Source organism: Alsobacter soli (assembly GCF_003004785.1).
Taxonomy (GTDB): Bacteria; Pseudomonadota; Alphaproteobacteria; order Rhizobiales; family Beijerinckiaceae; genus Alsobacter; species Alsobacter soli.
Window position 1 is genome coordinate 65,085 of record NZ_PVZS01000011.1, and the last position, 20,805, is coordinate 85,889.

At 67.1% G+C, this 20,805-nt stretch carries 20 protein-coding genes and 1 tRNA gene; 16 read left to right on the top strand and 5 right to left on the bottom strand.

The window, feature by feature from the left end:
- Positions 1-718: 718 nt before the first annotated feature.
- Complete coding sequence (locus tag SLNSH_RS11810) at positions 719-1,453, top strand: cyclic nucleotide-binding domain-containing protein (protein ID WP_158266745.1); 735 nt, start codon at positions 719-721, stop codon at positions 1,451-1,453.
- Positions 1,454-1,555: 102 nt separating this feature from the next.
- Here the strand turns inward: SLNSH_RS11810 and SLNSH_RS11815 are convergent.
- Positions 1,556-1,630 (bottom strand) — tRNA-Gly (locus SLNSH_RS11815).
- A 179-nt stretch (positions 1,631-1,809) separates the two neighbouring features.
- On the opposite strand from SLNSH_RS11815, the gene SLNSH_RS11820 reads away from it, so the two are divergent.
- The 4 genes from SLNSH_RS11820 (at position 1,810) to SLNSH_RS11835 (ending at position 4,233) form a co-directional block, all read left to right on the top strand.
- Positions 1,810-2,328 carry a prolyl-tRNA synthetase associated domain-containing protein gene (locus tag SLNSH_RS11820; RefSeq protein ID WP_106337197.1) on the top strand — a complete coding sequence of 173 codons (519 nt, stop codon included), beginning with the start codon at positions 1,810-1,812 and terminating at the stop codon, positions 2,326-2,328.
- A gap of 92 nt (positions 2,329-2,420) precedes the next feature.
- Positions 2,421-3,329 (top strand): thioredoxin, encoded by a 909-nt coding sequence (gene trxA, locus SLNSH_RS11825; protein WP_106337198.1) that lies wholly within the window; start codon positions 2,421-2,423, stop codon positions 3,327-3,329.
- A gap of 20 nt (positions 3,330-3,349) precedes the next feature.
- Positions 3,350-4,021, top strand: a complete 672-nt coding sequence (locus SLNSH_RS11830; RefSeq protein WP_106337304.1) for an LON peptidase substrate-binding domain-containing protein — start codon at positions 3,350-3,352, stop codon at positions 4,019-4,021.
- Positions 4,018-4,233, top strand: coding sequence for a Trm112 family protein (locus tag SLNSH_RS11835; protein ID WP_106337199.1), 216 nt, complete (start codon positions 4,018-4,020; stop codon positions 4,231-4,233). Before SLNSH_RS11830 ends, SLNSH_RS11835 begins: the two co-directional genes overlap by 4 nt.
- 3 nt (positions 4,234-4,236) lie before the next feature.
- Here the strand turns inward: SLNSH_RS11835 and SLNSH_RS11840 are convergent, their stop codons facing one another.
- Positions 4,237-5,478, bottom strand: a complete 1,242-nt coding sequence (locus SLNSH_RS11840) for a ubiquinone biosynthesis hydroxylase (protein WP_106337200.1) — start codon at positions 5,476-5,478, stop codon at positions 4,237-4,239.
- A 135-nt stretch (positions 5,479-5,613) separates the two neighbouring features.
- On the opposite strand from SLNSH_RS11840, the gene tesB reads away from it, so the two are divergent.
- From tesB to xth, 6 genes are all read left to right on the top strand, one after another.
- Positions 5,614-6,474 (top strand): acyl-CoA thioesterase II, encoded by an 861-nt coding sequence (gene tesB, locus SLNSH_RS11845; protein ID WP_106337201.1) that lies wholly within the window; start codon positions 5,614-5,616, stop codon positions 6,472-6,474.
- 248 nt (positions 6,475-6,722) lie between these two features.
- Positions 6,723-7,061 carry a P-II family nitrogen regulator gene (locus tag SLNSH_RS11850; RefSeq protein ID WP_106337202.1) on the top strand — a complete coding sequence of 113 codons (339 nt, stop codon included), beginning with the start codon at positions 6,723-6,725 and terminating at the stop codon, positions 7,059-7,061.
- 78 nt (positions 7,062-7,139) lie between these two features.
- Positions 7,140-8,561 carry an ammonium transporter gene (locus SLNSH_RS11855; protein ID WP_245422302.1) on the top strand — a complete coding sequence of 474 codons (1,422 nt, stop codon included), beginning with the start codon at positions 7,140-7,142 and terminating at the stop codon, positions 8,559-8,561.
- Between the two features lie 214 nt (positions 8,562-8,775).
- Entirely contained in the window at positions 8,776-11,442 is a 2,667-nt protein-coding gene (locus SLNSH_RS11860) for an FtsK/SpoIIIE family DNA translocase (protein ID WP_106337204.1), read from the top strand.
- A 67-nt stretch (positions 11,443-11,509) separates the two neighbouring features.
- A complete protein-coding gene (locus SLNSH_RS11865) occupies positions 11,510-12,331 on the top strand; it encodes a LolA family protein (RefSeq protein ID WP_106337205.1) in 822 nt (273 codons plus the stop codon).
- 83 nt (positions 12,332-12,414) lie between these two features.
- A complete protein-coding gene (gene xth, locus SLNSH_RS11870; RefSeq protein ID WP_106337206.1) occupies positions 12,415-13,227 on the top strand; it encodes an exodeoxyribonuclease III in 813 nt (270 codons plus the stop codon).
- On the opposite strand, the gene SLNSH_RS11875 is transcribed toward xth, so the two are convergent.
- Together SLNSH_RS11875 and SLNSH_RS11880 are read right to left on the bottom strand one after the other, a co-directional pair.
- Positions 13,228-13,716 carry a cyclic nucleotide-binding domain-containing protein gene (locus tag SLNSH_RS11875; protein ID WP_106337207.1) on the bottom strand — a complete coding sequence of 163 codons (489 nt, stop codon included), beginning with the start codon at positions 13,714-13,716 and terminating at the stop codon, positions 13,228-13,230. It abuts the gene before it with no gap.
- A gap of 18 nt (positions 13,717-13,734) precedes the next feature.
- Positions 13,735-14,421, bottom strand: a complete 687-nt coding sequence (locus SLNSH_RS11880; RefSeq protein WP_106337305.1) for a response regulator transcription factor — start codon at positions 14,419-14,421, stop codon at positions 13,735-13,737.
- Positions 14,422-14,480: 59 nt separating this feature from the next.
- Here SLNSH_RS11880 and SLNSH_RS11885 point away from each other — a divergent pair, with 59 nt between their 5' ends.
- On the top strand, positions 14,481-15,101 hold the full coding sequence (locus SLNSH_RS11885; protein ID WP_106337208.1) for a L,D-transpeptidase family protein: 621 nt from the start codon (positions 14,481-14,483) through the stop codon (positions 15,099-15,101).
- Positions 15,102-15,113: 12 nt separating this feature from the next.
- On the top strand, positions 15,114-15,788 hold the full coding sequence (locus SLNSH_RS11890) for an HAD family hydrolase (protein ID WP_106337209.1): 675 nt from the start codon (positions 15,114-15,116) through the stop codon (positions 15,786-15,788).
- A 12-nt stretch (positions 15,789-15,800) separates the two neighbouring features.
- Here the strand turns inward: SLNSH_RS11890 and SLNSH_RS11895 are convergent, their stop codons facing one another.
- The gene (locus SLNSH_RS11895) at positions 15,801-16,475 is read right to left on the bottom strand and encodes a YggS family pyridoxal phosphate-dependent enzyme (RefSeq protein WP_106337210.1); all 675 of its coding nucleotides are present in this window, start codon (positions 16,473-16,475) and stop codon (positions 15,801-15,803) included.
- Positions 16,476-16,635: 160 nt separating this feature from the next.
- On the opposite strand from SLNSH_RS11895, the gene leuS reads away from it, so the two are divergent.
- From leuS to holA, 3 genes are read left to right on the top strand one after another with little or no spacing between them, the layout of a single operon-like run.
- Positions 16,636-19,266: a leucine--tRNA ligase gene (gene leuS / locus SLNSH_RS11900; RefSeq protein WP_106337211.1), complete on the top strand. Its 2,631-nt coding sequence runs from the start codon at positions 16,636-16,638 to the stop codon at positions 19,264-19,266.
- Complete coding sequence (gene lptE / locus SLNSH_RS11905) at positions 19,253-19,783, top strand: LPS assembly lipoprotein LptE (RefSeq protein WP_106337212.1); 531 nt, start codon at positions 19,253-19,255, stop codon at positions 19,781-19,783. Before leuS ends, lptE begins: the two co-directional genes overlap by 14 nt.
- 1 nt (position 19,784) lies before the next feature.
- On the top strand, positions 19,785-20,804 hold the full coding sequence (holA, locus tag SLNSH_RS11910) for a DNA polymerase III subunit delta (RefSeq protein ID WP_106337213.1): 1,020 nt from the start codon (positions 19,785-19,787) through the stop codon (positions 20,802-20,804).
- Position 20,805: the final 1 nt, after the last annotated feature.

Sequence of the window (20,805 nt, forward strand, 5' to 3'; positions counted from 1 at the left end):
TGCCCACTGGCCCGAGACGAAACCCAGGCGGGAGAAAACGCTGTCGGGGCCGATTTGGTTGCATCTCGTTTGAGATGTTGAAAAGGGCGCTGTCACTCGTAGGATGACGTGTAGTTAGTTCATTGACGACGACCTATAACATTCTACGTATTTAGTTTAAGCCGTAAGTCTGATAACCACCCGGCGTAAGAGTCGCGCCCCGATGACTAATCCATTCGCAATCCTTGTCGGCATTGCAACGCCTGAGCTAGGTGGCTCATGAAGGTGTTGACGGATTCTGACCTGCGTGAGGCCGCGCTGGCCCATTGTAACGAGCAGACTCGGATCGCTGGCGAGCTGACCGGGCGGGAGACATCACCGTGCATGCAACCATGCGAAGCGTGCATTGGCGCGATGCGCACCGCATTGCGCGGTCTCGCAGAAAAGCTCCAACTTGTCGTACCTGACGAATCATCTACGTCGATGCACTGAAACCAAGACATGATCGGAGCCTTAAAACATCAGACTACGATCTTGTCGCGAGAGATTGCATGTGACCGGGTCTCAAGCTGGTCCCTCGCAAATCGTAGATGACGAGTTTAGCTTTGGCGTTTCGCAATGTGCCAGAGGACGGCGGCGCGGCTTTCTGGATTTCGGTTGACCATCTGCATTTTGAGGTCTAATTTTGCGAGGTCACATATGTATTGTGACCCTTTGTCGAAATTCAATACGGTTTCCCGTGGCGACAGCTGTCATCGAATTGATCAAAGGCGCCCCACTTTTCGAAGGGCTGGGCGAAGAAGCGCTCATGAGCCTGACTCAGGGCTCGTTCGTTCAGCGTTATCCCTCCAATGTCGCCCTCTTCGATGAAGGCGAGACGTCGCCCTTCGTGTACGTGCTGCTGGAAGGGCAGATCGAGCGCTTCTCCACCCATCGCGGGCGGGAGTCGGGGCTCGGGTTCATCTATCCCTCTGCAGCTTTCATTCTGTCCTGCGCCATCACGCAGACGCCCAACACGTTTTCCGCGCGGACGCTCTCCAACTCGCGATTCGTGCTGGTCCCGGCCCAGAACGTTCGAACGCTGTTCGGCGCCAATCTCCAGTTCGCTCGCAATGTGGCGCGCGATATCGCCGACTGCGAACAGGAGGTCATGGCCGAGCTCAAGAACCAGAAGCTGCGCACGATGGCCGAGCGGCTGGCCAACTGGATCCTGCTGAACGTGCCTGGCGACGCCCAGGGCCAATGGACCAGGCTGCCGATGAGCAAGCAGGCTTTGGCCCTCTACCTCGGCACCACGCCTGAAAATCTGTGGAGGAGCTTCGTGGCTCTCGAGCCGCACGGGGTCGGCGTGCGTCGGCGCGAGGTGCTCGTGTCCGACTTCGGAAAGCTCATCGAGTTCGCCGGACCCAACCCGCTGATCGACCGCCGTCCGCGGCAGGCCCTGGCGGGTCCAGAGCTCGCCGCCACCGACTGAGTGGCGGCCGGACTCCGTCCAAGCTGCCCGCAACGGCCGCAAGCAAACAAAAAAGCCGCCCAGACGGGCGGCTTTTTTCTGTTCCCTTGGGTGAAGGGAAATTGGAGCGGGCGAAGGGATTCGAACCCTCGACCCCAACCTTGGCAAGGTTGTGCTCTACCCCTGAGCTACACCCGCTTTCGCCGAAGCGTTTCCGCCGCCGGCGGGCGGTATATGCAACAACTCGGCGGGCGATGCAACACGCCTTCTCATCTTTTTTCGCGGGCTCGTCCGGGAGGCCCATGCGCCTTGCGGCGGACGGACGCCGTTCGTAGAACCGCGCTGACGCAGAGGCCTGGGAATTCAAAGAGGATCCGATGCCCGCCACGCCCGAAAGCCTGTTCGCCGCCCTCGCCAAACTGGGCGTCGCTGTGGAGACGGTGGAGCACCCCGCAGTTTTCACCGTAGAGGAATCCAAGCGCCTGCGCGGCGAACTGCCTGGCGCGCACGTGAAAAACCTCTTCGTAAAGGACAAGAAGGGCCGGCTCTTCCTGATCTCCGCCCTGGAGGACACGGTCATTGACCTCAAGAAGGTCCACGAGTTGATCGGCGGCTCCGGCCGCGTCTCGTTCGGCTCTGCGGATCTCCTGATGGACGTGCTGGGCGTGACGCCCGGTTCGGTGACGCCTCTGGCCGCGATCAACGACACGCAGGGGCGCGCCACCGTGGTCCTGGACGCGCGCCTCATGGAGCATGAGCGCATCAACGTGCATCCGCTGGTGAACACCATGACCACGGGCCTGAGTCACGAGGGACTCCTCCGCTTCCTCCAGTCGACCGGGCATGAGCCCCTGGTTGTGGAGATCGGGACCGCGCGGCAGGAGGAACCTGCCTGATTCGTGGCCGGCGGCCCGGCGTTGCCGTTTCGCGCGCGCGGGCCCATGTTACGCCCAGACGAACGCCGGTCGGACCGGCCAGGAGAGACAAGATGGCCTTCGAAGCCGCGAGCGCCGCGCCTGCCGGCGCAGACACACTCATTGCGGACACCACGACCCAGGGCTTCCGCCAGGATGTGCTCGCGGAATCCATGAACCGCCCGGTGCTGGTGGACTTCTGGGCGCCCTGGTGCGGGCCGTGCAAGCAGCTCACGCCCGTGATCGAGAAGGCCGTCAAGGCCGCCGGCGGCAAGGTGAAGCTCGTCAAGATGAACATCGACGAGCACCCGCAGATCCCCGGCCAGCTGGGCATCCAGTCCATTCCCGCCGTGATCGCCTTTCAGCGCGGGCAGCCAGTGGACGGCTTCATGGGCGCGTTGCCTGAAAGCCAGGTGAAGCAGTTCATCGAGCGGCTGGTCGGACCGCTTGGACCTGGCGCGACCGAGGAGCTGATCAAGGAGGCCGAAGCGCTGCTCTCCGTCGGCGACCCCGCCGGCGCGGCTGAGTTGTTCGGCGCGGTCCTCGCCCAGGAGCCCGACAATCTGGCCGCCATCGGAGCCCTCGCCAAGGTGCATGTCGATCTCGGCGACCTCGAGGGCGCAAAGCGCATCCTGGAGACGACGCCCGCCGGCAAGGAGAGCCACCCGGCTGTCGCCGGCGCCCGCGCGGCTCTGGACCTGGCCGAACAGGCCGGCTCGTTGGGCGACCTCGCCGATCTGCAGCGTCGGGTGGAGGCCGATCCGGCCGACCATCAGGCTCGATTCGACCTCGCCGTCGCGCTGGGCGCCAAGGGGGACCGGGACGCGGCCACAGACCATCTGATCGAGATCGTCAAGCGGGACCGGACCTGGAACGAGGACGGGGCCCGCAAGCAGTTGTTGCAGTACTTCGAGGCCTGGGGCCCCATGGATCCCGCCTCCATCGCCGGACGCCGGAAACTCTCCGCCGTGCTGTTCCGGTAGGCATGCGTCGGGAGGGCGCCATGGCCATGAACCCGACCTATCGCGGCCCCGGCGACCTGCCGGCCGTGATACCGGTCTTCCCCCTGCCGGGCGCCCTTCTCCTGCCCCGCGGCGAGATGCCGTTGAACCTGTTCGAACCGCGCTACCTCGCCATGCTGGATGATGCGCTCAAAGGGCCCCGCATCGTCGGAATGGTCCAGCCTGAGGTCGAGTCCGAGGTGATGCCCCGCAACCCCAGTCTCTACGCGGTGGGGTGCGCCGGCCGGATCACGCAGTTCTCCGAGACGGGCGACGGCCGATACCTGATCACGCTGACAGGGGTCGCCCGCTTTCGAATCGTGGAGGAGCTGCTGGTCACGACGCCCTACCGGCAGTGCCGCGTCGACTTTTCGGCTTACCCGAGCGACTACGAGGCGCGCGCCGGCGAGGCCGAGGTGGATCGGGAGGCGGTGATTCGCACCCTGCGGGCCTTCGTGGACGCCAACGACCTGTCCATCGACTGGAAGGGCATCAAGGAGGCCTCCAATGAGGCCCTCGTGAACGCGCTTTCGATGATGAGCCCCTTCGACCCTCGCGAAAAACAGGCGCTCCTGGAAGCGCCCGACCTCAAGACCCGGGCGGAGATCCTGGTCGCCATCACCGAAATGGATCTGGCGCGGGGCCAGGACGGATCGGAGTCGCCCCTGCAATGACCGACGAACCGTCGACGGAAAGGCTCCCGCAGGGGGCCTCGCGCATCGATCCGAAGCTGCTGGAGATCCTCGTCTGCCCGCTCACGCGCGGACCGCTCGACTATGATTCGGCCCGCCAGGAGCTGGTCAGCCGCTCGGCCAAGCTGGCTTATCCCATTCGGGACGGCATCCCGATCATGCTCCCGGAGGAAGCGCGCAGGCTGGAGGACTGAGCCTCAGAGCGATTCGCCCCGCAGCAGGCGCGGCGCGGCAGGCGCGACGGCCGCGGCCTGGCGGATGAAGAACCGCTTCAGGCCGGGCATGCGGTCCACCAGACCGAGCCCGACATCCCGGACCAGCCGCACGGGCGCCACGTCGTTCGAGAACAGACGATTGAGGCCTTCCATGACGAGGCCCATCGCCACCGTATCGAACCGGCGAGCCCGCTCGTACTCCTTCAGGACCTCGTGAGAGCCAGGATCGAGCCCCAGGGCGGCCTGGCCGACGACCGCTTCGGCGAGAGCAGCCACGTCGCGCAGGCCCAGATTGAGGCCTTGCCCCGCGATCGGATGGACCACGTGCGCGGCGTCAGCCACGAGGGCCAGGCGGTCGCCCACGAAGCGGCGGGCCACCATGAACTGCAGCCGCCAGGCCACGGGCGGGGTCTCGAGCGTGAGCTTGCCGTGACGCAGTCCAAACCGCCGCTCAATCTCCGCCAGCAGGTCCTCTTTGTCGAGGCCCAGCAGGGCCGGCACGTTGTCCGAACGCTCCGTCCAGACGATGGAGGAACGACGTCCCCTCAGCGGCAGGATCGCGAAGGGGCCCGAAGGCAGGAAGTGCTCCTCGGCCCGGCCCTCATGATCCCGCTCGTGCGCGATTGTGGCCACGATCCCCGACTGCCGGTAGGGCCACGACACGGTCCCGATGCCAGCCTGCTCGCGCAAGGGCGAACCCGCCCCATCACAGGCGGCCACGAGCGACGCCGCAAGGGTTCCGCCGCCAGACAGGCGCGCCACCGCGCGCTCCGGCCGCGTATCCACGCCCAACACGCGCTCCGCCCGGAGGACCACCCCCGCTTCCCGGGCGCGATGAAGAAGCGCCTCGATCAGCGCCCCATGTTCCACCATATGGGCGAAAGGCTCGTCCGGGCCCACGTCTCCGCTGAAATCGAGAAACACGGGACGGACCGGATCCGATGTCCGGCTGTCCGTGATGATCATCGAGCGAATTGGCTCGGCCTCGGCGGCGATCGCCTCCCAGGCGCCAAGCGTCTCCAGCATGCGCCGGGGTCCCGCAGCCAGCGCGAAGGCCCGGTCGTCCCGCCGCGGAGGGGAACTCAGGGCGGGATCGCAGACCGTTACGGCCAGTTGCCCGCGCAGGGCGCTCTTGAGCGCCAGCGCAAGGGTGAGGCCGGCGGCCCCGCCCCCCGCCACGAGCACATCGGTTCTGGGTGACGGCTCGGCGCTCGCATGCGGCATGGCGACCTCTAAGGCCCGGTGACGGCCCGCTTCATACTCCCGGGCGCCTGGCCCCGCAACGCGCCCCGCTGTCGCCGTCACTGGCGGATCAGCCGCGACCAGTGGCATAAGGAGCCGAACAGTCGCGAGCGCCCCATGCCGAACGCCGTCGCCGATCTCCTCGCCACGCTGGATCTCGAGCCCCTGGAGGTGAACCTGTTCCGCGGCGTGAGCCCGCAGATCGGATGGCAGCGCGTGTTTGGCGGCCAGGTGATCGCCCAGGCGCTGATGGCGGCGTGCCGCACGGTCGAAGGCCGCCGGCCTCATTCCCTCCATGGCTACTTCGTGCTGCCCGGCGATCCGAAAACGCCGATCATCTACGAGGTAGAGCGCATCCGCGATGGCGGCAGCTTCAGCACCCGCCGCGTCAAGGCGATTCAGCACGGGCACGCCATCTTCACCCTGTCGGCCTCGTTCCAGATCGAGGAGGGTGGCTTCGACCACCAGATGGGCATGCCGGACGTGCCCGCGCCCGAGGCTCTGCCCGATGAGGCCGAGATGCGCCGGCAGATCCTGCCGCTCATGCCGGAGCCGGCGCGCCGTTACTTCGAGCGGGAAAGGCCGATCGAGCTGCGGCCGGTGGACATCCAGCGCTACATCTCGCGGGATCCGCGTGAACCCCGGTTCAGCGTGTGGGTGCGCGCCTCGTCCGCGCTGCCCGATGATCCCGTGGTCCATGCCTGCGTGCTGGCCTACGCCTCGGATATCACGCTGCTGGACTCGGCGCTGGTCGCCCACGGCCGCAGCGTATTCGACAGCGACATCCAGGCCGCCAGCCTCGATCACGCCCTGTGGTTCCATCGCCCGTTCAGGGCCGACGACTGGCTGCTTTACGCCCAGGACAGCCCGTCGAGCAGTGGCGCGCGCGGCTTCTCTCGCGGTTCTCTGTTCACGCCGGATGGCCGGCTCGTCGCGTCGGTCGCCCAGGAAGGCCTGATCCGCCCCAGGGCCAAGTAACTTCGGCAATTAAGCCTGAGGGTGCTGCCCATTTAATCGTCTGCTCAATCTGTAGGCGCCCGATTGATGCGCCTCAAGGGCCGGGAGGGCGCATTCCCTTTGGGCGCCCTCGTTTTGGCCGCGAATCGCCCCGCTCTGGCTTTTCGTCGGCGGTCCTGCCCCATCTGGCACGACCCTTGAAAGACCCCCGTCGGCTCGAACCGCGCATCCCGACCATGCGCTGGTGGCGTAACGGGGAACCGACATCCATGAAAATCGTGATGGCCATCATCAAGCCGTTCAAGCTCGAGGAGGTGCGCGACGCGCTGACCGCCATCGGGGTGCACGGCCTGACAGTCACCGAAGTGAAGGGCTATGGCCGCCAGAAGGGCCATACCGAGATCTATCGCGGCGCGGAATACGCCGTGAGCTTCCTGCCCAAGCTGAAGATCGAGGTCGCTGTCTCCTCGGATCTCGTGGGCAAGGTCATCGACGCCATCTCTTCCGCCGCGAAGACCGGCCAGATCGGCGACGGCAAGATCTTCGTCTCCCCCATCGAGCAGGCGGTCCGCATTCGCACGGGCGAACGCGACGCTGACGCTCTCTGAGTCGCTTCCTGACAGGAGTTCTTACCAATGAAGTTGTCTGCCACAGTCAGGGCGAGCGTGTTTGGGGCGTCGCTCGCCATGCTGACGAGCGTCTCCGCTTACGCGGCCGATGCGCCGGTCCCGAACAAGGGCGATACGGCCTGGATGCTCGTCTCCACCGCCCTGGTCCTGATGATGTCGATTCCGGGTCTGGCCCTGTTCTACGGCGGCCTCGTCCGCACCAAGAACATGCTGGCCGTCCTGACCCAGGTCTTCGCGATCGTGTCCATCGTGGCGCTGCTGTGGGTCTTCTACGGCTACTCGCTCGCCTTCACGAACGGCGGCGGCCTGAATGATTTCGTGGGCGGCTTTTCCAAGGCCTTCCTGAAGGGTGTCGACGTCAACGCCGTCGCGGCCACCTTCTCCAATGGCGTGGTCATCCCCGAACTGGTCTACATGGCCTTCCAGATGACCTTCGCGTGCATCACGCCCGCGCTGATCGTCGGCGCCTTCGCCGAGCGCATCAAGTTCTCGGCGTTGATCACCTTCGTGGTCCTGTGGGTCACCTTCATCTACTTCCCGATCGCCCACATGGTCTGGTACTGGGCGGGGCCGGACGCGATCGCCGACGCCGCCAAGGCTGTCGCCGCCGCGGGATCCGACGCCGCCGCCAAGGCCGCCGCGGAAGCCAAGCTTGCGGAAGTCCAGGCGGATGCCGGAATGCTCTACAAGTGGGGCGCGCTGGATTTCGCCGGCGGCACCGTGGTGCACATCAATGCCGGCATCGCAGGCCTGGTGGGCTGCATCCTGATCGGCAAGCGCGTCGGCTACGGCAAGGAGCTGATGGCCCCGCACTCGCTGACCATGACGATGATCGGCGCCTCCCTCCTGTGGATCGGCTGGTTCGGCTTCAACGCCGGCTCCAACCTCGAGGCCAACGGCACGACCGCCCTGGCCTTCGTGAACACCTTCGTCGCCACTGCCGCGGCGGCCGTCGCCTGGCTGTTCGTGGAATGGGCCGCCAAGGGCAAGCCTTCGCTTCTCGGCATGGTGTCGGGCGCGGTCGCCGGCCTCGTGGCCATCACCCCGGCCTCCGGCTTCGCCGGCCCGATGGGCTCCATCGTGCTCGGCCTCGCCGCCGGCGCCGTGTGCTTCTTCTTCGTCTCGACGGTCAAGAACGCCCTCGGCTACGACGACTCCCTGGACGTCTTCGGCGTTCACTGCATCGGCGGCATCCTGGGCGCGGTGGCGACCGGCATCCTGGTGTCTCCCGACCTGGGCGGCACGGGTCTCGTCGACTACGCCGCCAAGCCCGGCGAGGCGTCCCCCGGCGACTATGTGATGGCCACGCAGGTCATCACCCAGCTCAAGGCGGTCGGCCTGACCCTGCTCTGGTCCGGCGTCGGCTCGGCGATCCTCTACAAGATCGTGGACGTGATCTTCGGCCTGCGCGTCACGCAGGAAAAGGAGCGCGAGGGTCTGGACATCGCTGAGCACGGCGAGCGCGCCTACAACTACTGAGCTGCGCCGGAGGGGGCGCTCTGCCCCTCCTTTCTCCCTGAACTGGGCGGCGGGCCATCCTGCCGCCCTTTTTCATGCGCCCGATGGAGCCGCTCGCGATCGGGCCGCGGACGACCCCGATGGTTAAGCAGCCTTTAACCGCGCTCTTCCTAGGGTGAGGAACCCGACCTGCGCGCATGCGCGGGTCTCTCCCTTTTGGACGCGGATCCGGCGAATGCGGACGACACGAGCGAGCAGTTCGGGCTTGGACCAGCTCTCGGAAGCCCTGCGCGACTTCCTGTGGCGCCGCGCCGCGGAGCTGACTGGCCTGCTGTTGCTGGCGGCGGCCGGCGCATGCGGGCTGGCGCTGGTCACCTGGTCCGTGCAGGACCCCAGCCTGAACCACGCCATCAATGGGCCTGTGCGCAACCTGTTGGGCCGACCCGGCGCGATCGCCGCCGACGTGCTGATGCAGATCTTCGGCCTGGCCTCGATCGCCCTGCTCGCCCCCCCGGCGCTGGCCGCCGTGCGCCTGCTCTCCGGTCGGCGCCTCTTCCGTGGTCGCCTGCGCGTCATGCTGTGGCTCGGCGGCTCGATCGCCGCGGCGGGCCTGGCCAGCTCTCTGCCCGCCACCGCGCGCTGGCCGCTTCCCACCGGGCTTGGCGGCGTGCTGGGCGACTCCGTTCTGCACATCATTCACACTCTTCCGGGCGTGAGCCACGGCGTCGGCAAACTAATCGTCACGCTTGCGCTCGGAATTGGTTCGATCCTCACGCTGTCCGCCGCCTCCGGCCTGGGCTTCGACCAGGAACTGTCCGACGATCCGGAGCCGCGGGAGACCCGCTCGTCCAAGTCCGAGGACCCGGACGAGGACGACCGCGGCAGCGAGCCCGGCCTCGCGATCGTGTCGGTGGGAGCGGTCATCCACGGCCTGCTCAGCATCAAGGGAGCCGCCGCGCGCGCCTGGCGCCGCCATGCCGCCGGCCCGGGCTTCATGGAGCGCGTCCGCGCCGCCATGCCGCCGAGCGAACCCGACGAATACGACGACCTGCCCCCGCCTCCCGGTCGCCGCGTGGAGCCTGGATTCGCCCGAGCCGCGGCGGGTGAGCCCGCCGCTCCCACCCGTGCACCCGCGCCCGAAGGCCGCCTCCGGCCGGCGCCCCAGCCTGCCCCTGTTCGCGATTTCGACGAGGACGAAGAGGACGAGGACGACATCCCGCCTGCCCCGAAAGCGAGTCCCTCTCCCGAGGGTGCATCGGCTCCGCGGGTCGTCGCCCCGGCCCCGGCGCCCCGGCCCGGCAAGCGTCTCGACAAGGAAGCGCAATCCTCGTTCCTCGACGACGGCGAAAGCTACCAGCTGCCGCCGCTGGCCCTGCTCTCCGAACCCAAGAAGGCGGCCTCGCCAGGGATCTCCGCGGACGCGCTGGAGCAGAATGCGCGCCTGCTGGAAGGCGTGCTGGAGGACTTCGGCGTCCGGGGCGAAATCATCAAGGTCCACCCGGGCCCGGTCGTGACCCTTTACGAGCTCGAGCCCGCGCCCGGCATCAAGTCGTCGCGCGTCATCGGCCTCGCCGACGACATTGCGCGCTCCATGAGCGCGGTCTCCGCCCGCGTGGCCGTCGTGCCCGGCCGCAACGCCATCGGCATCGAGCTGCCCAACCAGAAGCGCGAGACCGTGTTCCTGCGCGAGTTGCTGGCGTCGGAGGACTTCGAGAAGACCAAGTTCAAGCTGGCGCTCTGCCTGGGCAAGACCATCGGGGGCGAGCCCGTGATCGCGGAGCTGGCCCGCATGCCCCACCTGCTCGTGGCCGGCACCACCGGCTCCGGCAAGTCGGTCGCCATCAACACCATGATCCTGTCCCTGCTCTACCGGCTGCAGCCCGAGCAGTGCCGCCTGATCATGGTGGACCCCAAGATGCTCGAACTGTCCGTCTACGACGGCATCCCGCACCTCCTTACTCCGGTGGTCACCGACCCCAAGAAGGCCGTGGTGGCCCTCAAGTGGGCGGTCCGCGAGATGGAGGAGCGCTACAAGAAGATGTCCAAGCTCGGCGTCCGCAACATCGACGGGTTCAACGCCCGCGTTTCGGAAGCCAAGCAGAAGAGCGAAGTGATCACTCGCACGGTGCAGACCGGCTTCGACCGCGAAACCGGGGAAGCGGTGTACGAGGACGAGATCATGGATCTCGAGCCCCTGCCCTACATCGTCGTGATCGTGGACGAGATGGCCGACCTCATGATGGTGGCCGGCAAGGAGATCGAGGGCACCATCCAGCGCCTCGCCCAGATGGCCCGCGCCGCCGGCATCCACGTGGTGCTCGCAACCCAGCGCCCGTCGGTGGACGTCATCACCGGCACCATCAAGGCCAACTTCCCGACCCGCATCTCCTTCCAGGTCACGTCGAAGATCGACAGCCGCACCATCCTGGGCGAGATGGGCGCCGAGCAGTTGCTGGGCCAGGGCGACATGCTCTACATGGCCGGCGGCGGCCGCATCAGCCGCGTCCACGGCCCCTTCGTCTCCGACGACGAGGTCGAGAAAGTTGTGGCCCACCTGAAGTCCCAGGGCCGGCCGCAATACCTCGACGCCGTCACCCAGGACGAGGAGGAAGGCGCCGCGGGCGACGGCGACGAGGACAGCGCCGTGTTCGACAAGGGCGACTTCGGCGCACCTGGCGGCGACCTGTACGACCAGGCGGTCGCGGTGGTCCTGCGCGACAAGAAGGCGTCTACCTCCTACATCCAGCGCCGGCTCCAGATCGGCTACAACAGGGCCGCTTCCTTGATGGAACGCATGGAGAAGGAAGGCATTGTTGGTCCGGCGAATCATGCGGGCAAGCGCGAGATCCTTCTCGAGCAGCCGGCGGGCCGCGGAGGCGACGCTCCGTTCGACGAGGACTGAGACGCCCGGCGCGCGCCAGGTGTCAGGCCGTGAAACGGCCATAACGGCGGTTTAAGCGGACGGCATCATGCGTCACGGATCCACTCGCGTCCTCATCGGCCTGGCAGGCTTCCTGTTCGGCGCCTGCGCAGCCCACTCCCAGGCGACCACGGATGAGCAGCCCGCGGCTCCGGCCGCCCCCGCAGCCGTCGCGAAGTCAACCCCCAAGCCAGCCGCTCCGCGGCGGATACCCCTGCCGGTTCCGCGTCCGGCCTCGGTCGCCAGCGCCGGCGATGGCGGCTTGGGCATCGACCCGCCCCAGGCAGCCCCTTCCTCTCCGGCCCAAGCCGCGCCGGCCGCGAAGGCTCCTGCCGAGATGACCCCGCAGGCCATCGTCGAGCGGGCCAACGCCACCCTGAACGCCATGACGTCGATGAGCGCCCAGTTCGTGCAGGTGGGCCAGAATGGTCGGCGCCTGGAGGGCGACCTTTACGTGCAGAAGCCCGGCCGCATGCGCTTCGAATACCGCGCCGCGCCTCTGGAGATTGTGGCGGACGGGACTTCGGTCGCCATTCGCGACCGCAAGCTGAACACGCAGGATGTCTATTCGATCGGTCAGACGCCCTTGAAGTTTCTCCTGAAGGAACGCGTCGACCTCGCCCGTGACACGAAGCTCGTCAGCGCGGAGAACGAGGGCGACCTCGTTAGCGTGACTCTGGAGGACCGCTCCACATTCGGCGGCACGTCTCGCGTGACCTTGTTCTTTGACCCGAAGACATTCGCCCTCAAGCAGTGGCTGGTGGTGGACCCGCAGGGCTACGAGACGAACGTCAGCCTCCGCAACGTCCAGCTCCAGGCGAAGCTCGACCAGAACCTCTTCAACATCAACTTCACCCGCGTCCTGCAATGACCGGACCACGCCTGTGACGCCGGACCGGCTTGCAGGCCCGCGCATGACCGGCTAGGCCTCGGGTAGCCCCCGAGGATGCTGCCTTGCGCCTGAACGTCGCCACCTGGAACATCAACTCCGTCCGCCTGCGCTCCGGTCTCGTCACCCAGTTCCTGCTGGACCACCAGCCGGACGTGCTGTGCCTGCAGGAGACCAAGTGCCCGGATGATCGCTTCCCGCTCGGCGACTTCCGGAAACTTGGCTACAACCACATCGCCATTCACGGCCAGAAGGGCTACCACGGCGTGGCCGTGATCTCCCGCCTGCCCTTCGAGGAGCGCGGTTCGAAGGCGTTCTGCGGCAAGAACGACGCCCGTCACATCAGCGTGGAGCTCAAGGACGCCGGCGCGGCTTCCGGGGTGACGATCCACAACTTCTATGTCCCGGCCGGCGGCGACATCCCTGATCCCGAGGTGAACGAGAAGTTCGCCCACAAGCTCGGCTTCCTGGACGAGATGCAGGACTGGTGCAGGATGGACCGGCCAGCCGCCGGCCGCGCCATCGTGGTTGGGGACCTGAACGTAGCGCCGCTCGAGAACGACGTCTGGAGCCACAAGCAGATGAAGGACGTGGTCTCCCACACGCCGGTCGAATGCGACAAGCTGCTGGGAGTGCTCGACTGCGGCGACTGGGTGGACGCCATCCGGACCCTCACGCCCGAGCCCGAGCGCGTCTACACCTGGTGGAGCTATCGCGCGAAGGACTGGGAGGCGGCCAACCGCGGCCGCCGCCTGGATCACGTCTGGGTTTCCAAGGAGCTCAGGGGATCGCTGGCCGGCAGCGCCATCCTGCGCGAGGCGAGGAACTGGGAACGCCCGTCGGACCACGTCCCCGTCCTGGTTCACCTCGACGTCTGATCAGGCGCCTCGGCCCTTGCGCAAGCGCTCTTCGGCCAGGTCCACGGCCGCGAGCCGGTAGCCGATCGCCGAAAGCTTGCCCGCAGTGGCGCGCGCCTCCTCCGCAATGGCGTCCCGCATGGCGGCCGCCGACTCTGGAAATTCCTGCATCACCCGCCGGAACATGTCCCGGGTGATTCGAAGCACGGTCGTGGTCTCGGCCGCGAGGGCGGTCGCCGGACGCTCCGTATCCACGATCATCGCGAGTTCGCCGATCAGTGCGCCCGGGCCGACCACCAGCGGCTTGGCTCCTGCGCCGGCATCCATCGAAACGGCCCCGCCTGTCACCACGAAGCCGCCATCCGAGGCGTCTCCTCGACGAAACAGGACGTCTCCGGCCTTGTACGTGCGCGCCTCGGCCGCGAAGGCGAGCAACTGCAGGGCGGCCGGCTCCAGATCACGGAGCAGAGGCGCCTGCTGCAGGATGGCGATGTCGCTTTTCAGGGCCACGCGGCGGACGCCCTCGATTTAGGGAAGCAGCTTGTAGCCGCCGGCCTCGGTGACGAGGATCTGCGCGTTGGAGGGATCGCGCTCGATCTTTTGCCGCAGGCGGTAGATGTGGGTTTCCAGGGTGTGCGTGGTCACGTTTGAATTGTAGCCCCAGACCTCGGTGAGCAGCACATCACGCGTCACGACCTTCTCGCCCGCCCGGTACAGGAATCGCAGGATCGCCGTTTCCTTCTCGGTCAGCTTCAGCTTCGAGCCGTTCTGGGAAACCAGCAGCTTCGCGCTCGGCCGGAACGTGTACGGGCCGATGGTGAAGACAGCGTCCTCGCTGGCCTCGTGCTGGCGCAGGTGGGCGCGGATGCGGGCTAGCAGAACGGAAAAGCGAAATGGCTTGGACACATAGTCGTTGGCGCCGGATTCGAGGCCCAGCACCGTGTCTGATTCGGAATCGTGCCCCGTCAACATGATGATCGGGGACCGGAACCCGTTCCGGCGCATGAGCTTCACCGCCTCTCGCCCGTCCATGTCGGGCAGGCCGACATCCATCAGGGCCAGGTCGACCCGGTCGTCCTTGACCATGGCGAGGGCCTTGGCGGCGGTGTCCACCGTGCGGGGCTCGAATTCCTCGTGAAGCGACAGCTGCTCGGCGAGAGCGGCGGCGAGTTCGACGTCGTCGTCGACCACCAGGATGCTGCGGACGTTCGACATGGCGTTCCGCTGGTTCGGCGCTGCCCAGGGCAGCGCGGGTTGGCGCCGGACGCGCAAAGATGGTTCAAGTAGCGCAGCCGCGGGCTGCGCCGCAACCCGCCCTTCGCCTGCGCCATTCCGCGCGATCGCCGCATCCGGAGTTCACAGTGGCACGAAGCGCCCCGTTTCGCCAAATCAGGGTGATCAGACGCCCGGGCGACCCTCGGCGGGGTCTCCTCCTGGCAGGAGGTTACGCTTTTCCTTGCGCCCTCGGCCGGGGAGGGGTTTCGGCCGACAAGCGCGAGGGCGACGGAGCCTCCCCCCGCGCCACGCTGCGACCGCTGAGAGCATTCTACCGCGCCGACGCCGGCCTGCGCCCCCGGTCCGGCCTTAGGCTGGATCCCATTCGCCAGGGCGACGGCTGGTGCGACGCTCCTGGGGACCGGAACTACAACAGGCCGGTGCGCCTTCCCTACCCGGCCAGCTGCGAATCCATGACGCGACCGGATGGCCTCTACGACATCGTCGTTGATCTGGATTGGAACCGCAGGCCGGCGATCGGCGGCCGGGGAAGCGCGATCTTCATGCATGTCGCCAGGCCCGGATTCGCCCCCACCGAAGGCTGCGTGGCCCTGCGCCGTGCGGATCTCCTCCGCATCCTGCCCCGGCTCTCCGCCGAAACCCGCATTGTCATCACCTGATCGAGAACGCCTGTGAGTGGAAAACGCCCCTGTCTGCTGTTCGACCTTGACGGCACGCTCGTCCACACCGACCCGGTTCACCTGAAGGCGTTCAACCGCATGCTCGCGCCCTTCGGCCGACAGGTGGACCTCGCGTACTACGTCGAGCACATCATGGGCCGGCAGAACGCCGCCATTATGCGCGACGTGTTTCCGGACCTGCCCGAGTCGGAGCACCGTCGCCTTGCGGACGAAAAGGAAGCCAACTTCCGGGCCATGGCGGATGAATTGGAGCCCCTGCCCGGCCTTCTCGAACTGCTTGCCCGCGCCGCCGACCAGGACGTCGAGACCTGCGTGGTGACCAACGCGCCACGCGCCAACGCCAGCATGATGCTCCAGGCGCTTGGCCTGGAAGGGCGGTTCGACGTGCTCGTGATCGGCGATGAGATCGAGCACGCGAAGCCGCACCCGCTCCCGTATCTCACAGGCCTCGCGCGCCTGGACGGCGATGCCGCCCGCTCGCTCGCTTTCGAGGACTCGCGCTCAGGCATCAGGGCCGCGGGAGCAGCCGGGTTGCCGGTGATCGGGATGGCGACATCCCTGGACCGAGCCGCGCTGCTGGCGGCAGGCGCGGTGTTGGCTGCGGCCGACTACACTGACGGCGCGGCCCGGTCCCTGATATCCGAAAGGACCGGACTGCGCTTCTAGCCTTCGTCCCGCTCAGCCCCGGTGGCCGAAGATCGCGCTGCCCACCCGCACGTGAGTGGCCCCGACCTGGATGGCTTCCTCGAAATCGGCGCTCATGCCCATGGACAGGATCTTCAGTCCATTCCGCTCCGCGATGACCCGCAGCAGCGCGAAATGAGGGGACGGCGGCTGGTCGGCCGGCGGGATGCACATCAGGCCCTCGATGGCGAGGCCCCACTGCTCACGACACGCCTTCAGGAAGGCGTCAACCTCGCCCGGCGCCACGCCCGCTTTCTGCGGCTCCTCGCCGGTGTTGACCTGGACCAGGAGCCGGGGCGCCCGCCCCTGCCGGGCGATCTCCTTGCCGAGTTCGCTGGCGAGGCTCTCTCGGTCCACGGTTTCGATCACGTCGAACAGTTGGACGGCGTCCTTGGCCTTGTTCGACTGCAGCGGTCCGATCAGGTGCAACTCCACATCCGGGAAGCGCTCTCTCAGCCCCGGCCACTTCGCCTTGGCCTCCTGCACGCGGTTTTCGCCAAAGACCCGTTGGCCTGCCTCGAGCACCGGGACGATGTCGTGCGCCTCGAACGTTTTGGAGACCGCCACCAGGGTGACGTCCTCGGGCTTGCGGCCCGCCTCACCGGCGGCCCGCGCAATGGTCCGCCGGACTTCAACCAGGCGCTCCGCCGCGCCCTCTTGCGTGCTCATGTTGGTTCTGCCCGCTCCGCTTTCGTCCGGCGCGCTGCGCCGTTGACCCCAAGGCCCATTCGTGTCCTAGTCCCGCGCACGCGCGCGGCGCAAGCGGCGCGAGCGATGAGCTTTTGTCGCCCCTCTCCGGGCAGGCCAAGACGAGGCCCTTGATACACCGATGACGTCCGAGCGTTACAACGCCCGCGAGGCGGAGCCCAAGTGGCAGCGCATCTGGGAAGAGCGTGAGCTGTTCCGCACCCGCAACGACGACCCGCGACCCAAGTACTACGTCCTCGAGATGTTCCCCTACCCGTCGGGGCGCATCCACATGGGCCACGTGCGCAACTACGCCATGGGCGACGTGGTGGCCCGCTACAAGCGAGCCCGGGGTTTCAACGTGCTGCACCCCATGGGATGGGACGCGTTCGGCATGCCGGCGGAGAACGCCGCCATGGCCAACAAGGTGCATCCGGCGACCTGGACCTACGCCAACATCGCCACCATGCGTGGGCAGCTGAAATCCATGGGCCTGTCCCTGGACTGGCATCGGGAGATCGCGACCTGCGACCCGGCCTACTACAAGCACCAGCAGCGCATGTTCTTGGACTTTCTCCAGGCCGGTCTCGTCGACCGCAAGACCGCCAAAGTGAACTGGGACCCGGTGGACCATACGGTGCTTGCCAACGAGCAGGTCATCGATGGTCGCGGCTGGCGTTCCGGCGCGCTGGTCGAGCAGCGCGAGCTGACGCAGTGGTTCTTCAAGATCACCGCCTTCGCCCAGGAACTGAACGACGCGCTGGACACGCTGGATCGCTGGCCTGAAAAGGTCCGCCTCATGCAGCGAAACTGGATCGGCCGCTCGGAAGGCCTGATGGTCCGTTTCGCGCTCGATCCGAACACCGCGCCGAATGGCGAGAGCGAAGTCGAGATCTATACGACGAGGCCGGACACGCTGTTCGGCGCCAAGTTCCTGGCCCTGGCGCCCGACCACCCGCTTGCGCGCGCCGCGGCGGAGCGCAACCCGGAGCTCGGCGCCTTTATCGAGGAATGCAAGCGCACCGGCACCGCCCAGGAGCTGATCGACAAGGCCGAAAAGAAGGGCTTCGATACGGGCATCCGTGCGCGGCACCCCTTCGACCCGTCGTGGGAACTCCCGGTCTACGTCGCGAACTTCATTCTCATGGAATACGGCACGGGCGCGATCTTCGGGTGCCCGGCCCACGACCAGCGCGACCTGGACTTCGTGAACAAGTATGGCCTGGGCAATACCCCGGTCGTTTGCCCGCCCGATGTCTCCCCCGAGAGCTTCGTCGTCACGGACGTCGCCTATGACGGCGACGGCCGCATGATCAACTCGCGCTTTCTTGACGGTATGACCATCCTGGAGGCCAAGGAGGAGGTCGCCCGTCGTCTCGAATCCGAATCGATGGCGAACCGCCCTGTCGCGACCCGGAAAGTGAACTTCCGCCTGCGCGACTGGGGCATATCGCGCCAGCGCTACTGGGGCTGTCCAATCCCGGTCATTCACTGTGAGGCATGCGGCGTCGTGCCGGTCCCTCACAAGGACCTGCCGGTGAAGCTTCCGGAGGACGTCAGCTTCGACGTGCCCGGCAACCCGCTGGATCGCCATCCGACCTGGAAGCACGTCGACTGCCCGCAATGCGGCCGCGAGGCCCGGCGGGAGACCGACACCATGGACACCTTCGTGGATTCGTCCTGGTACTACTCGCGCTTCACGGACCCGTGGCTCGAGAACGAGCCGACCGACCGGGCCGTCGCGGACAGCTGGCTGCCCGTGGACCAGTACATCGGCGGCATCGAGCACGCGATCCTACACCTGCTCTACTCGCGCTTCTTCACGCGCGCCATGAAGGCCACCGGGCACGTTGGCCTCGATGAGCCGTTCGAGGGCCTCTTCACCCAGGGCATGGTCGTCCACGAGACCTACAAGGGTCCGGATGGCTCATGGGTGTCGCCCGCCGAGATCAAGATCGAGGCGGACGGGGCGGCCCGCAAGGCGACCCTGCTCTCCACCGGAGAGCCCGTCGAGATCGGCGGCATCGAGAAGATGTCCAAGTCCAAGCGCAACACCGTGGACCCGGACGACATCATCGGGACTTTCGGCGCCGACACGGCTCGCTGGTTCATGCTCTCCGATTCCCCGCCCGAGCGCGACGTGATCTGGACAGAAGAGGGCGTCCAGGGCGCCTCGCGCTTCGTCCAGCGGCTGTGGCGCCTCACGGCCGAAATCGCGCGCGTCGCAGCGCCCATTGGCGCGGCTCGGCCCGCGAACTTCTCGACCGAGGCGCTCGCGATCCGCAAGGCCGCTCACCGCGCGCTGATCCGGACCGAGGAGGACGTCGAGCGCCTGCGGTTCAACCGCTGCGTCGCCCATGCCTACGAGCTCGCGAACGCCCTCTCCGCGGCGATCGGTGCGATTTCCTCCGAGGAGCGGCCCGACGATCTGGCGTTCGCCTTCCGGGAAGCCGGCGAGTTCCTCATCCAGATCATCGCCCCCATGATGCCCCACCTGGCTGAGGAGTGCTGGCAGGCGTTGGGTCATCAACGCCTGGTCGCCGACCAGCCCTGGCCTGCGGCGGATCGCGCGCTGGTCGTCGAGGACGAGATCACGCTGCCTGTCCAGATCAACGGCAAGAAGCGGGCGGACATCACCGTGGCGCGCACCGCCTCCGCGCCCGAGGTCGAGGCCGCGGTGCTTCAGCTCGAGGCCGTGCAGCGGGCCCTGGAGGGCCGGGCGGTTCGAAAGGTCGTGGTTGTTCCCCAGAGGATCGTCAATGTCGTCGTCTGAATCGTTCAGCCGCGCCGCTCGCGCCGCCATGCTGCTGGGGGCTCTTGCGCTGCCGCTGGGGGGCTGCCTCCGGCCCATGTACGGCGAAGCCAAGCTCGGCGGCGGCTCCGTTGAGGCCGGGCTGAAGGGCATTGTCATCGACGAAGTGCAGGACCGCCTGGGCCACTATCTGGTCGAGGAGCTCCGCTTCGAGCTGAACGGCTCCGGGCAGCAGGCGCCCCCGCGCTACCGGCTGTCGATGACCGCCACCGAGAACGTTCAGGCGACCATCGTCAACACGACGACGGGACGCGCGACCGCCGCGACGATCCTGGCGACCGTGAATTTCACCCTGACCGAGATCGCGTCCAAGCGCGAGGTCTTCAAAGGCACGGCTTTCGCTTCGGCGTCTTATGACCGCTCGCCGGACCGTTTCGCTGCGCTTAGAGCCGCTCGCGACGCGGAGATCCGGATCGCGAAGACGCTCGCCGAGCAGCTACGGACCCGAATCGGCGCAAAGCTGGCCACGGGGACCTGAGATGGCGACGCGCAAGGCCCACGAGGTGGACGCCTTCCTGCGCCGCCCCGATCCAGCCTTCGCGCTCTTCCTGGTTTACGGACCTAATGCCGGGCTCGTGAATGAGCGCGCCCGACATCTGGCTCGCGGGTATGTGGAGGACCCGGAAGACGCATTCCAACTCGTCAAGCTCGAGGGCGACGAGATCGCCTCCGATCCTGCGCGACTGGCCGATGAGGCTGGCACGATCGGACTCTTCGGAGGCCGCCGGTCCATCTGGGTGCGGGCCGGCTCCAAGAACCTGACGCCTTTGGTCCAGCCCCTGGTTGCTGCGCCTCCGACCGACGCACGAGTGGTCCTTGAGGCGGGGGATCTCGCCGCTCGCAATCCGCTGCGGGCGCTCGTGGAGGGCGCGAAGACAGGCGTCGCGCTTCCCTGCTACGCCGACGAAGCGCGCGACATCCCAGCCCTCGTGGACGGAATCCTTCAGGAATTCGGACTGTCTGCCGACCGTGAGTCGAAGGAATTGCTGCGCCAGATCCTTGCCCCCGACCGGCTCCTGATCCGGCGGGAGATGGAGAAGCTGGCGGCCTACGCCCAGGGCGCCCGGCAAATCACGGCTGGCGACGTGGAGGCCGTCATGGCGGACGCCGCCGCCTCCGTGCTGGACGCCGTGCTCGACGCGCTCTTCCTCGGGGACATGGACGCCCTGGACCCAGGACTTGGCCGCCTGTTTCAGGAGGGCGAGGACGCTGGCGTCCTCGTGGGAGCCGCCCTGCGCCACGCGATGACTTTGCACAAGGCGCGGGTGAGCCTGGATCTCGGCGGCGATATGGACCGCGTGACCGACGCGGCCCGGGTCTTCTTCAAGCGGAAATCCGCTTTCCAGCGCCAGCTCACGAAATGGAGCCGCCCGGGGCTCGAAAGCGCCATCGCCACGCTTCGGGAGGCTCAGGCCCAGGCTCGTCGCATGGGCGCCCTGTCGGAGTCGCTCGCCTCAAGGGCCTTCATCACGGTGGCGATGCGGGCCAGCCGGAGCTAGC